This is a genomic window from Chelativorans sp. J32 (genome assembly GCF_000518985.1).
GTDB lineage: Bacteria > Pseudomonadota > Alphaproteobacteria > Rhizobiales > Rhizobiaceae > Chelativorans.
Window position 1 is genome coordinate 142,457 of sequence record NZ_JAEQ01000008.1, and the last position, 13,193, is coordinate 155,649.

At 62.3% G+C, this 13,193-nt stretch carries 13 protein-coding genes; 9 read left to right on the forward strand and 4 right to left on the reverse strand.

Annotation, left to right across the window (positions count from 1 at the left end; all coding sequences use genetic code 11):
• Positions 1-101: 101 nt before the first annotated feature.
• The 7 genes from ribB (at position 102) to CHEJ32_RS0113035 (ending at position 7,596) form a co-directional block, all read left to right on the forward strand.
• Positions 102-1,184 carry a 3,4-dihydroxy-2-butanone-4-phosphate synthase gene (gene ribB / locus CHEJ32_RS0113005; protein WP_028034261.1) on the forward strand — a complete coding sequence of 361 codons (1,083 nt, stop codon included), beginning with the start codon at positions 102-104 and terminating at the stop codon, positions 1,182-1,184.
• Between the two features lie 87 nt (positions 1,185-1,271).
• On the forward strand, positions 1,272-2,198 hold the full coding sequence (locus tag CHEJ32_RS0113010; protein WP_028034262.1) for a histone deacetylase family protein: 927 nt from the start codon (positions 1,272-1,274) through the stop codon (positions 2,196-2,198).
• A 2-nt stretch (positions 2,199-2,200) separates the two neighbouring features.
• Complete coding sequence (locus CHEJ32_RS0113015; RefSeq protein WP_198023860.1) at positions 2,201-2,467, forward strand: exodeoxyribonuclease VII small subunit; 267 nt, start codon at positions 2,201-2,203, stop codon at positions 2,465-2,467.
• An 81-nt stretch (positions 2,468-2,548) separates the two neighbouring features.
• Positions 2,549-3,469, forward strand: coding sequence for a pirin family protein (locus CHEJ32_RS0113020; RefSeq protein WP_028034264.1), 921 nt, complete (start codon positions 2,549-2,551; stop codon positions 3,467-3,469).
• Between the two features lie 83 nt (positions 3,470-3,552).
• Entirely contained in the window at positions 3,553-5,466 is a 1,914-nt protein-coding gene (gene dxs, locus CHEJ32_RS0113025; protein WP_028034265.1) for a 1-deoxy-D-xylulose-5-phosphate synthase, read from the forward strand.
• 136 nt (positions 5,467-5,602) lie between these two features.
• On the forward strand, positions 5,603-6,358 hold the full coding sequence (locus CHEJ32_RS0113030) for a TlyA family RNA methyltransferase (protein WP_028034266.1): 756 nt from the start codon (positions 5,603-5,605) through the stop codon (positions 6,356-6,358).
• Positions 6,355-7,596: a class I SAM-dependent RNA methyltransferase gene (locus CHEJ32_RS0113035; RefSeq protein ID WP_028034267.1), complete on the forward strand. Its 1,242-nt coding sequence runs from the start codon at positions 6,355-6,357 to the stop codon at positions 7,594-7,596. Before CHEJ32_RS0113030 ends, CHEJ32_RS0113035 begins: the two co-directional genes overlap by 4 nt.
• Before the next feature lie 24 nt (positions 7,597-7,620).
• Here the strand turns inward: CHEJ32_RS0113035 and CHEJ32_RS0113040 are convergent, their stop codons facing one another.
• The 4 genes from CHEJ32_RS0113040 to CHEJ32_RS0113055 form a co-directional block, all read right to left on the reverse strand.
• A complete protein-coding gene (locus CHEJ32_RS0113040; protein ID WP_371179802.1) occupies positions 7,621-8,547 on the reverse strand; it encodes an IS630 family transposase in 927 nt (308 codons plus the stop codon).
• A gap of 139 nt (positions 8,548-8,686) precedes the next feature.
• Positions 8,687-9,397, reverse strand: a complete 711-nt coding sequence (locus CHEJ32_RS0113045) for an NAD-dependent deacylase (protein ID WP_028034269.1) — start codon at positions 9,395-9,397, stop codon at positions 8,687-8,689.
• A complete protein-coding gene (gene tldD, locus CHEJ32_RS0113050; protein ID WP_028034270.1) occupies positions 9,398-10,813 on the reverse strand; it encodes a metalloprotease TldD in 1,416 nt (471 codons plus the stop codon).
• Between the two features lie 182 nt (positions 10,814-10,995).
• Positions 10,996-11,514, reverse strand: coding sequence for an invasion associated locus B family protein (locus tag CHEJ32_RS0113055; RefSeq protein WP_028034271.1), 519 nt, complete (start codon positions 11,512-11,514; stop codon positions 10,996-10,998).
• A 343-nt stretch (positions 11,515-11,857) separates the two neighbouring features.
• Between CHEJ32_RS0113055 and coxB the strand changes: the two genes are divergently transcribed.
• Together coxB and CHEJ32_RS0113065 are read left to right on the forward strand one after the other, a co-directional pair.
• The gene (gene coxB, locus CHEJ32_RS0113060; protein WP_084032797.1) at positions 11,858-12,727 is read left to right on the forward strand and encodes a cytochrome c oxidase subunit II; all 870 of its coding nucleotides are present in this window, start codon (positions 11,858-11,860) and stop codon (positions 12,725-12,727) included.
• 35 nt (positions 12,728-12,762) lie between these two features.
• Positions 12,763-13,193: cbb3-type cytochrome c oxidase subunit I (locus CHEJ32_RS0113065; RefSeq protein ID WP_198023861.1), on the forward strand; the 431-nt coding region annotated here is incomplete at its 3' end.

Consider the following 13,193-nt stretch of genomic DNA (forward strand, 5'->3'; position numbering starts at 1 on the left):
GCCGGCGCGGGAATGTTCGCGAAAGCTCTTTCCCGTCCCGCTTTAATTCCCTATTGCCCTACTGCCTTACCGAACCTATTGCGCTAATCCCGGGAGGGAACATGCCCTACGATCAGAAACAAGTCGTCGAAGCCCTCCGCGCATTCGAACGCGGCGAGATCGTGGTCGTCATGGACGATGACGGCCGCGAGAACGAAGGCGACCTGATCGTTGCCGCGGTTCATTGCACGCCGGAGAAGATGGCGTTCATCGTTCGTCATACTTCGGGCATCGTGTGCGCACCCATGCCGCGCGAGGAAGCGCGTCGGCTCAACCTTGCCCCGATGGTTGCGGAGAACGATGCTCCCCACCAGACCGCGTTCACGGTCAGCATCGATTTCAAGCATGGCACGACGACGGGCATTTCCGCGGAAGATCGCACGCTCACCGTGCGCAATCTCGCAAACCCCAATGTCGGAGCACAGGATTTCGTGCGTCCCGGCCATATTTTCCCGCTCGTCGCGCGGGAGGGCGGGGTGCTCATGCGCTCCGGCCATACGGAAGCAGCCGTGGATCTCTGCCGCCTTGCAGGCCTGCCGCCGATCGGTGTCATCTGCGAGCTGGTGAATGACGATGGGACCGTGATGCGCGGCCCGCAGGTCGTGAGCTTTGCTCAGAAGCACGGATTGAAGCAGGTTTCCGTCGCCGATCTCATTGCCTATCGCCAGCGGCAGGAGACGCTGGTCGAGCGCGTCGCTACGTTCCCGATCAACACGGCCGCTGGCCAAGCGATGGCCTACGCCTATACCCTGCCATGGGAGGCAATGCAGCATCTGGCCATTGTGTTGGGAGACGTTCGGGACGGGCAGGATGTTCCGGTCCGGCTTCATACGGAAGATGTCGTGGAAGACGTCTTCGGCGTCGAAAGGCGCCTACAGCATGTGCTGGAGCGCATGGAAGGACGGGGCGTGCTGGTCTATCTGCGCGCAGGTTCCGTTGGGGTGGCGCATCAGCAGAGGCGCCGTGAGGGTGAGGATCACGAAGAGGCCATCAAGCGCGAGAGCGAGTGGCGCGAGATTGGCCTGGGCGCGCAGATCCTCAAGGATCTCGGCATCACTTCCATCCGGCTTCTGGCCTCGCGCGAACGCCATTATGTCGGCCTCGACGGCTTTGGGATCGAGATCGTATCGACCGAAATCCTCTGATCGGAGCATTTCCCGAAACAAAACGCGCACCTGTTGAGGGTGCATTCCAGGCGTGGCCAAACGCAACTCCAACCCTTATACGGGGCTATGGCCACACGACTATACACCCACCCAGTCTGCCTGGAGCATCTTGTGCCGCCTGGGCATCCCGAGCGCCCGGACAGACTCCGGGCCATTGCCAAGGTGCTCGCCCACGACGTCTTCGATCCGCTCGATCGGGTGGAGGCGCCGCTGGCGGACGAAGGGATGCTGCTTTTAGCCCACCCGCAAACCTATATTCACAGGGTCAGGGAAGCGATTCCGGCAGAAGGTATGGAACGGATCGACGCGGACACGGTGGTAAGCCCGCGTAGCTGGGACGCTGCGCTTGCTGCAGTGGGAGCATCGGTCACGGCTGTGGACGACGTCTTCACCGGCAGAGCAGACAATGTCTTCGTCGCCACGCGCCCGCCCGGGCACCACGCGGAGAGGGACAGAGCCATGGGGTTCTGCCTGTTCAACAATGCCGCGATCGCGGCGCGTTATGCGCGGAAGGCCCACGTGGCCGAGCGGGTCGCCATCGTGGATTGGGACGTGCACCACGGCAATGGAACGCAGGATATCTTCCGGGACGATCCTTCCGTGCTCTACTGCTCGACCCATCAGATGCCGCTCTATCCCGGCACCGGCGCTTCATCCGAGACGGGGGCGGGGAATATCGTCAATGTTCCGCTGGCGCCCGGCAGCGGCAGCGACCTCTTTCGTGAGGCTCTCGAGACGGCTATTCTTCCACGCATCGATGAATTCCAGCCCGATCTCATCATTATCTCGGCCGGCTTCGATGCCCATCACCGCGATCCGCTGGCCGAGCTCAACTTCACCGAGCAGGATTTCAGCTGGGCCACGGCGAAGCTGATGGAAAGTGCTGGACGCTGGTCGTCCAATCGGGTTGTCAGCCTGCTGGAGGGCGGTTACGACCTTGAGGGGCTCGGCCTCTCGGTGGCCGCCCATGTCGGGCGCTTGATGAAAGGGTAAAGATGATGACCGGAAACGATACCCCGGCGAACAATGACGACATCAAGGCCATGAGCTTCGAGCAGGCGCTGGAAGCTCTTGAGAATATCGTCAACGATCTAGAGCGGGGCGACGTTCCTCTCGAGCAATCGATCCGGATCTATGAGCGCGGCGAGGCGCTGAAGGCCCATTGCGACCGGTTGCTGAAGGCGGCTGAGGACAAGGTCGAAAAGATTCGCCTGTCCCGCGAGGGCGCGCCGGTCGGCACCGAGCCGCTCGACCCCAAGTGAGGTCGGGCGCCGTTCCTCAAAAGGGGCTGTTCCGCATCCTGGAAGAGGTCTAAGCTCCGCCGGTTTCGGTGCGAGGTACCCATGAGTTTCTTTCCCGGTAAGGATCCAGTCGCAGGCGACGCCTCTGCCTGCGATGCGATCGAAACACTGATCGTGCCGCGTACGGCCGATATCGGTGAGTTCCAGGTGCGCCGAGCACTTCCTTCGGCAAAGCGTCGGCTCGTCGGTCCCTTCATTTTCTTTGATCGGATGGGACCGGCCATCCTGCGCGCGGGACAGGCGGTGGATGTGCGGCCGCATCCGCATATAGGGCTTGCCACGGTCACCTATCTTTTCGACGGTCGCATCCGTCACCGTGACTCGCTCGGCACCGAGATGGTGATCGAGCCCGGTGACCTGAACCTGATGACGGCGGGGCGCGGCATCGTCCACTCGGAGCGCACGCCGGAGGAGATCCGCGGCGCACCTTTGTCCATATCAGGTTTGCAGACCTGGCTGGCGCTGCCCGACGGGGGAGAGGAGGTGGCCCCCGCTTTCTCCCACACGCTTGGCGAGGATCTTCCTTTGCTCGATTGGGAAGGTGTTTCAGGCCGCCTTATCATCGGCGATCTTCATGGGCTTCGCGCGCCGGTAAAAACGGCGACGGAAACCCTTTATGCCGATATCCGCCTTGCGCCCGGCGCCCGCTTCCAGATCCCCGCGACTGCGGAGGAACGGGCCATTTATGTCCTCGAAGGCGCGGTGGAGATCGCGGGAGAGACGTTCCCGTCAGACCGCCTTCTTGTCTTCCGTCCGGGTGATGAAACCGTGGTCGAGGCGCAAACCGGGGCACATTTTATGCTGTTTGGTGGTGCGGCGCTCGGATCGCGACGCTATATCTGGTGGAACTTCGTTTCTTCCTCTAAGGAACGCATCGAACAGGCGAAGGAGGAATGGCGTACGGGCCGCTTCGACATCGTTCCCGGTGACGAAGAGGAATTCATTCCCCTGCCGGAAAAATAATGCAGCGGGATTCTGCTGCGATCACATTCAGCCAGGCAAGATCAATGTCCAACACACAAGATGACGATAGGCAGGCGGGGCGGATGAAGTCGCCCCCGGAAACACCCCTGCTGGATCGTGTTCGTTTTCCCTCGGACCTCAAGCAGATCCCCGAGGAAGATCTGCCGCTGCTGGCGGAAGAGTTGCGCGCTGAGATGATCGACGCCGTCTCTCAAACCGGTGGCCACCTGGGCGCTGGCCTGGGCGTGGTCGAACTCACCGTCGCGCTGCACTATGTCTTCGATACGCCGCATGACCGGCTGATCTGGGATGTCGGCCATCAGGCCTACCCGCATAAGATCCTGACCGGCCGTCGTGACCGCATCCGAACCCTTCGCCAGGAAGGCGGGCTCTCAGGCTTCACGAAGCGCGCCGAAAGCGAATATGATCCCTTCGGCGCCGCCCACTCGTCCACCTCGATTTCCGCTGGGCTTGGCATGGCGGTGGCACGCGATCTTTCCGGAGGGCAGCGGCATGTGATCGCCGTCATTGGCGACGGCGCGCTTTCGGCGGGCATGGCCTATGAAGCCATGAACAACGCCGGCGCGCTTGATGCCCGGCTCATCGTGATCCTCAACGATAACGACATGTCCATCGCACCCCCGACCGGGGCGATGAGCACTTATCTGGCGCGCCTTGCCTCCGGCCGCGCCTATCAGGGAATCCGCGATGTCGGCAAGAAACTGACGTCACATCTGGGGAAGACCGTGGACCGGGCGATTACCCGCGCGGTGGAGCATGCGCGCGGCTATGTCACGGGCGGTACGCTGTTCGAGGAGATGGGTTTCTTTCATATCGGCCCGATCGACGGTCATGACCTGGAAGCGCTGGTACCGGTGCTCCGCAATATACGCGACCATGGTACCGGCCCGGTCCTGATCCATGTCGTTACCCAGAAGGGCAAAGGATATGCGCCGGCGGAAGCGGCGGCCGACAAATATCATGGTGTCGCCAAGTTCGACGTGATCACCGGGGCACAGGCCAAATCGCCGGCAGGCGCGCCGAGCTACACCAAGGTGTTTGCTCAGTCACTTGTCGAAGAAGCCCGCGAGGATGATCGCATTGTGGCGATCACCGCCGCCATGCCTTCGGGCACTGGCCTTGATCTCTTTGAGAAGGAGTTTCCGAAGCGAACCTTCGATGTCGGCATTGCCGAGCAGCACGCCGTGACTTTTGCGGCAGGCCTTGCCGCGGAGGGTTACAGACCCTTTGCCGCGATCTACTCCACTTTCCTTCAACGCGCCTACGACCAGGTGGTGCACGATGTGGCGATCCAAAACCTGCCCGTTCGCTTTGCCATCGACCGCGCGGGATTCGTGGGCGCGGACGGTTCCACCCATTGCGGTGCCTTCGACGTAACCTACCTCGCAACGCTTCCCAATATTGTCCTCATGGCGGCGGCCGACGAGGCGGAACTGAAGCACATGGTGCGCACCGCCGCCGCCTATGACGAAGGGCCAATCGCGTTCCGCTATCCGCGCGGCGAAGGTGTGGGCGTCGCCTTGCCGCAGCGTGGCGAAATGCTTGCGATCGGCAAGGGGCGCGTCATTCGCGAAGGCAGCAAGATCGCACTCCTCTCGCTTGGCACCCGCCTTGCAGACTGCCTGAAGGCTGGCGACGAGCTCGAAGCCGCCGGCCTCTCGACCACCGTTGCAGATGCACGCTTCGCCAAGCCGCTGGATGCCGATCTCATCCGCCGCCTTGCCCGCGAGCATGAGGTGCTGGTGACCGTCGAGGAAGGATCCATTGGCGGTTTCGGTGCACATGTGCTGCACTTCCTGGCGCATGAAGGGTTGCTCGACAACGGGCTGAAGGTGCGCCCGCTGGTGATGCCGGACATCTTCATGGATCAGGCGAAGCCGGAAAAGATGTATGCCGATGCAGGGCTTGATGCCGCAAGCGTCGTGCGCACCGTCTTCGCGGCACTCGGACAGGCGGAGCAGGCAGCGAGGGCCTAAGCGATACCACCTTCGGCGTTGCATTTTGCACTCTCATCCCGGAGCGGAGCGAACCTATCCGGGATGGCACGATCTCTGCCATGGCCCACAGCGATAGACCTTGCCTCGCCGCGCCGCATCCTGCACTGAAACACCCATGATGTCGCCAACCACCTCTCGTTTCCGCCTCGACCAGCTTCTGGTGGAGCGGGGTTTTTTTGAGAGCCGCGCCCGGGCTCGCGATGCGATACTGCGCGGCACGGTAAGGGTCGCGGGTGAGCTGGCGGAAAAGCCTGGTCAACCGGTCGCAGAGCATGTGGACATCGCGGTGGACGACCCGGCCCGCCGCTACGTCTCGCGTGCGGCCCTGAAGCTGATCCATGGTCTGGATGCCTTCAAGCTTGACCCCAACGGCCGTCACGCCCTCGATATTGGCGCGTCGACGGGTGGGTTCACGCAGGTGCTGCTCGAACGAGGAGCCGCTCATGTGACGGCGATCGATGTGGGCACGGGGCAAATGGATCCGAAGCTGCGCGAGGATTCTCGCGTCACCTGCCTCGAAGGTATCAACGCCCGGCATTTGACGCTTGATGCGATCGGCGGACGCAAGCCTGATTTCCTGGTTTCGGATGTCAGCTTCATATCGCTCAGACTGGCATTGCCGCCGGCGCTTGAGATGGCCGAGAAAGGTGCGCAGGGCCTTTTTCTGGTCAAGCCGCAATTCGAGGCGGGCCGTGAGGCAATCGGGAAGGGTGGGTTGTTGCGCTCGCCGGAGAAGGCGGAAGCAGTCGCGCGGGAGATCGCAGACTGGCTTCCGGGCAATCCGGGCTGGCAGACCATCGGTCTCCTTCCGTCCCCGATCGAAGGCGGTGACGGCAATCGCGAGTTCTTGCTCGTGGGGCGAAAGGTATGAGCCTTCGTCTCACCATCGATGAGTTGGGCGCTCAGGGAGACGGCGTCGCGCATGGACCGGCGGGGCCGGTCTATATTCCCTTTGCGCTTCCCGGCGAAGAAATCACAGCGCACGTCGAAAAGACCAGGGGCGCGCTTATTTCCATCGAGAAGCCGTCGCCTCTTCGTGTCGCGCCCTCGAGCCCGCATTTCGGCGTGTGCGGGGGGTGCTCCGTGCAGCATCTTGCGCCTGCCGCCTATGCGGAATGGAAGCGCGAGAAGGTCGTGCGCGCGCTGCAGAGCCGGGGTCTGGAAGCGCAAGTTGAGCCACTGGTGCTCTGCCCTCCTGCATCGCGCAGGCGCGTCACGTTTACGGGGCGCGCCGCTGGCGGTCGTGTGCTGCTCGGCTTCAACGCCGCCCAGTCCCATCGCATCGTGGAGATAGAGGAATGCCCGATCGCCGTACCGCAGATCGTCTCGGCCCTCCCGGATCTGCGAGCCCTGGCGGGTTTGATTGGGACGGGACCGAAACCCTTCCATCTCACCGTGACCGCCACCCGGACAGGGCTCGACATCGCGGTCGATGGTTCCGGCCCGCTCAGCGAAAAGAGGCGCCAAAGGGCCCTGGAACTCGTTCTGGCCAGCGGCTTTGCGCGCCTTTCCGTCGGTGGGGACGTGCTGGTGGAGCGCGAGAAGCCCGTCGTCCTTTTCGGCAATGTGCCTGTCGCGATCCCTCCTGGTGGCTTCCTGCAAGCGACCGAGCAGGCCGAAGAGGCCATGGCGACTCTCGTTCGCATGCATCTTGAGGGGGTCAAACATGTGGCCGACCTCTTTGCCGGCAGCGGCACCTTCGCGCTTCGGCTTGCGCGCGCGGCGCGCGTCCATGCGGTGGAAGGGGAGGCCGGTGCGCTCCGTGCGTTGGAGGAAGGAGCAAAGCGCGCCACCGACCTGAAGCCGGTTACCGTGGAAAAACGTGACCTGTTCAACCGTCCGCTTCTGGTCAAGGAACTGGAGCGATTCGACGGGCTCGTCTTCGATCCGCCCCGTGCGGGTGCGGAAGCGCAGTGCCGGCAGCTTGCCCGCTCCCCGGTCCGGAGTGTCGCTGCCGTTTCCTGCAATCCTGGCACGCTCGCCCGCGACCTCTCCATCCTGGTGGAAGGTGGATACCGCATCACAAGGGTCACGCCGATCGACCAGTTTCTCTGGTCGCCGCATGTGGAGGTCGTGGCGCTTCTGGAGCGTGGGAAAGAGCGAGGCTAGAGCCTTTCAGGTTTTGACGGAAGCCTATCCGGCATTGAGAAAGTAGTTTCTGCATTCGGTTGGGTGGATCGAGGAGACGAGATGGCCGATGCGTCGCCAGGTGTCCTCGATGGTTCGCTTCTGGGCTTGGCGCATCCAGTGCTTGATCTTGGCCAAGGCCTGCTCGATGGGATTGAGGTCGGGCGAGTAAGGCGGCAGATACCAGAGCCTGGCATTGGCGGCGCGGATCATCTGGCGAATGGCAGCGGCCTTGTGGGAGCCGAGATTGTCCATGACGACGATGTCGCCGGGTTCGAGTACCGGTACGAGCTGCTGCTCGACATAGGCGCGGAAGCACTGGCCATTGATCGGCCCGTCGAACACGCAAGGTGCCGTCAGCCGGTCGCAGCGCAGCGCGCCGAGGAAGGTCAGCGTGCGCCAGTGGCGGTCCGGGGCGTAGCCGCGCAGGCGCTTGCCCTTTGGCCCCCAGCCCCGCAGCGGCGCCATGTTGGTCTTGATCCACGTCTCGTCGATGAACACCAGCCGCCGTGGATCGAGATCCACCTGAAAGGGCCGCCAGCGCCGCCCCTGTGGGCGATAACGGCGGTCCTGCTCAAGGGGGAACAGCGTTTTTTTGAACCGAAGCCCCTCGCGGCGCAGGAACTTCCACACCGTGTCGTGCGACACCTTCACGCCGCGCGCCGCCAGTTCATCCTTCAGGCCATGCAATGTCAGATGCGATGCCTGGTTGATGCGTTGACGATAAACACCCGGTGCAGCTCCAGAACGCGCTTGCGATGGCCACCCATCTTGGCCGGCGCCACCGAGCCGGTTGTCCCGGTAGCGCTGGTGCCACTTCACTGCCGAGGAAACGGCAACCCCGAAGCGGCTGGCAGCCGACCGGCAGCTCTCGCCGGCCTCGATCGCACCGACCACACGTGCTCGAAGATCATTGGATAGAGGTGCTGTCATCAGATGCTGGCCTCCACTCCAGCCAGCATCTTGAATCACAAAATCAACAGAACCGGAATCCCTCCCGATTCAGTCAATCACTGAACCGCTCTAGGGCGTTTTGCAGGCAGCTGGCGTGACCTGCCGTCACACAATGCGGCTAAGCGTTCACCTGCCCCGAAAGAATGCGGTCGACATAAGCGGGCACGATCTTGCTCGCTGGGCCATGGATCGCTTCGTCGAAATTATACACGTTTTCGGAAGGTTCCAGGTTGAGCTCTACCGTGTGCGCGCCGGCGACAGCCGCTTCCTCCACGAATTGGGCCGCAGGATAGACGCTGCCGCTGGTGCCAATCGACAGGAACAAGTTGCAGGCCGAGAGCGCTTCGTAGATCCGTTCCATATGGTAGGGCATTTCTCCAAACCACACGACATCCGGCCTTAAAGCGCCTTTGGTTCTGCAGTCGGGGCAGGGGATATCGACGGACAACGCCTCTCGCCATTCGTGCCGCGAGCCGCAGTGGGCGCAAAGCGCCTTGGCGAGTTCACCATGCATGTAGATCAGGTTATGCGATCCCGCACGCTCGTGCAGGTCGTCGATGTTCTGGGTGATGAGAAGCACCTGACCCCGATACTGGCGTTCGAGCTGCGCCAAAGCGTAATGTGCTGCATTCGGCTCGACCTGCGAGAGTTGACTGCGGCGATCGTTATAGAATCCGTGCACCAGCGCCGGGTTGGCGGCAAAACCCTCCGGCGTGGCCACCTCGCGCAAATCATAGCGCGACCAGATCCCGCCCTTGTCGCGGAACGTATCCACCCCTGATTCGGCGGAAATACCTGCCCCCGTCAGGATGACAATCGAGCTTCCCATCTAGGCTTGCGTGCCGCCCACAGTCATCTGGTCCATTCTCAGATGCGGTTGGCCGACGCCGACCGGCACGCCCTGGCCGGCCTTGCCGCACATGCCGATGCCGGTGTCGAGCTTCATGTCGTTGCCGATCATGCTAACCCGCTTCATGGCGTCCGGGCCGTTACCGATGAGAGTGGCGCCGCGGATCGGACGGGTCACCTTTCCATCCTCGATCATATAGGCTTCGGTGCAGTCGAACACGAATTTGCCTGAGGTGATGTCTACCTGTCCACCGCCGAAGGAAACGGCATAAATGCCCTTCCTCACCGACGCGATGATCTCTTCGGGCGTCTTGTCACCACCCATCATATAGGTGTTGGTCATCCGGGGCATGGGCACATGGGCGTAGGATTCGCGCCTGCCATTGCCGGTCGCCTGCATGCCCATAAGGCGGGCGTTGAGCCGGTCCTGCATGTAGCCGACAAGCTTGCCGTCCTCGATCAGCACGGTGCGATTGGTGGGGGTGCCCTCATCGTCTATTGTAAGCGAGCCGCGCCGCTCGGCGATCGTGCCGTCGTCCACCACGGTCACGCCCTTTGCGGCTACCTGCTGTCCCATGAGACCGGCAAAGGCTGACGTCTTCTTGCGGTTGAAGTCGCCCTCGAGCCCGTGGCCGACCGCCTCGTGCAGCATGACGCCTGGCCATCCATTCGCCAGCACGATATCGAACGTGCCGGCGGGGGCAGGGGCCGCTTCGAGATTGACCAGAGCCTGGCGCAGCGCCTCGCCGGCGGCATGCCGCCAGGAATCCTCCGCAAGGAACTCGGCGAAGCTCTTACGGCCGCCCATCCCATAGGAGCCGCTCTCCTGCCTCTCCCCATCCCCGACGACGACGGAGATATGCATGCGTACCAGCGGGCGGATATCGCGGGCGAGGTGGCCATCCGCCCGCAGGATTTCCACATGCTGCCACGAGGCGGCCAGCGACGCGGTAACCTGCCGAACGCGCGGGTCTTTGGCCCTCAGCCACGCATCGACTTCCTGCAGGAGCTTCGCCTTTTCCTCGAAGCCAGGCGCAGCGATCGGATTCTCTTCGCTGTAGAGGCGCTGATTCGTGCCGGCTGGAGCTGCCGCCAGCGTGCCCGAATAGCCGTGCTTCACGGCGGAGACCGCATCGGCCGCACGAAGGAGGGCAGCCTCCGAAAGCTCGCTCGAATGGGCGTAACCTGTCGCTTCACCGGCGACCGCGCGCAACCCGAAACCCTGATCGGTATTGAAGCTCGCCGTCTTCAACCTTCCATTGTCAAAGACCAGCGCCTCGCCTTCTCGGTATTCCAGGAAGAGCTCCCCGTCATCAGCACCTGATATGGTGTGCGACACGATGGTCTTGAGCTTTTCCGGGGAAGAATCGAAGGAATCGATGAGGGAACGGGGCATGCGGGCATCCTCTTGGTTGGCCCACGATCTTGTGAACGCTGACTACGCGTTGGTGTTCAGGCATGGACCCGCATCGAATGATCCATGCCTGAACGACCCCGCGTCGTCCCCGATCGAATAAAGGACCGTGGCCTTACACATGTAGAGAGAGAGGGCTGGATGATCCAGCCCCGGCCTTGCGCCTAGCGTGGCAGAGCGTCGAAGCCTTCGCCGAAACCGTTCAGGTCGACGGGGATGCCGATTCCCTCTTCAGGCGTCTGGAAGACGATGAAAGTGGCGGATGTCCCAGTCCTAAGCGTCTGGAGAAGCTGCTGCTCCAGGATCACCTCGGCATAGCAGCCGTCCTGGAAGCAGCGCACGAAATATGCCCTGCCGATATCCTTCCCGTCGACATTCAGGCCAAGGCCGTTGGGCAGCAGCACACCGAGCGGCGCCAGCACACGCAGGATTTCGGCCTTGTTGTCCGCCGTTCGCAGAACGACGACGGAGAGGCCGACCTCCGGCCGATCCTCCGCCACCACGTTCTGCATCATTGCGCACTGCTCGCTGGCGGCCCCCGCCGGGGTATCGCACACGATCGACCAGGCACCGTGGGTGGAACGCACATTGCCGCTCTGTTGCGGCTGTTGCTGTTGGGCGACCGCAGGCAATGCCGCGGCCAGGGTAAGGGCGATCGTTGCCGCTCGTGCCAACAGACGCATCGAAACCTCGCTACATTACGAATCGGGACAATCTATCGCGGCGCCCGCCTGCCCGGAAGGGTGCTGCGCCGCATCAATAGGTCTTGCCCCACCTCGGGGCGACATTTCCCCAGAAATCGGACGGAACTGCGGCGCTCCCGCGCATCTCGAAGCCGCGTGGCCGCCTTGGCGCCAGCGCAAAAATGCCGCATGTAAGGCAAGATGCCTTTCTTGCGGTTCGGATGAGAGTATGGTTTGAACGCGCCGATAAGAGCCAGGAATCTCAATTGGGCTTCCGTGCGGCGTGGTATTTTGCCATAGCAGCAGCCGCAGGTGGCGCGTTGATCGGGAGATGACGAGGGTGATGAAGAAATTTGCAGCAGGCCTTGGGGCTCTGTCGCTTTCCGCCAGCAGCGCTGTCGCGGCACAGCCTGAACCCTGGGAGATGCGCTTCCAGGAAGCAGCGACAGGCATCATGGAAGAAATCACTTGGTTCGAGGAATACACATTGTGGTTCATCGTCCCAATCGTGCTTCTTGTGATGGCTTTGCTTGCGTGGTGCATGCTGCGCTACCGGTCGAGCGCCAACCCGGTGCCGTCCCGCACGAGCCACAATACGCTCATCGAAGTCCTGTGGACCGTAGGCCCGGTGATCGTGCTTCTCTTTCTTGCGATCCCTTCCTTCCAGCTCCTGACGCGGCAGTACACGCCCGACGAGGAGCCGGCCATGACGATCAAGGCGACGGGCGTACAGTGGTATTGGGATTACGAGTACCAGGATCAGGAGAACCCGCTGAACTTCACCTCCCTTATGTTGCAGGAAGGTGACCGTGCATCGGCGGGCAAGGAAAACACGGCCGAATATCCGCGCCTTCTGGCGGTCGACAATGAACTGGTTGTTCCCGTCAACACCACCGTTCGCGTGCTGGTGACGGCGAGCGACGTCATTCATGCTTTCGCTATGCCGTCGTTCGGCATCAAGGTGGACGCGGTTCCCGGCCGCATCAACGAGACCTGGTTCAAGGCCGAGCGTGAAGGCCTTTATTACGGCCAGTGCTCTGAGCTTTGCGGCAAGGATCATGCATTTATGCCGATTGCCATCCGTGTGGTATCGCAGGACCAGTATCAGACCTGGTACGCTGCCGCGCGGCAGGATCTCACGGGGGCCAACCGAGCGCTGATGGCGTCTATCGGAAGCGGCAAAGACGAGGACAAAGTCGCCGCTGCCGAGTAATGGCGGGCGATCGCAGCAAAATGGAGCGGTACGAAATGGCAGGCGCTGCAGCGACTAGCGACCACGACCATCACATGCCGAGAGGCTGGGTGCGTTGGGTCTACTCCACCAACCACAAAGATATCGGCACTCTTTACCTGATCTTTTCGATCATCGCAGGCGTCATCGGCGGCTTCCTGTCGGTGATGATGCGCTGGGAGCTTGCAGAGCCCGGGATCCAGATCTTCCACGGTCTCGCCTCCATGGTCTATGGCTATGAGGGTGCCGCGGCCATCGATGCCGGCAAGGAACTCTACAACGTGTTCACCACGGCCCACGGGCTGATCATGATCTTCTTCATGGTCATGCCGGGCCTGATCGGCGGNTTNNCCAACTGGATGTTGCCGATCATGATCGGCGCGCCGGACATGGCCTTCCCGCGCATGAACAACATTTCGTTCTGGCTGCTGCCGCCGGCCTTCATCCT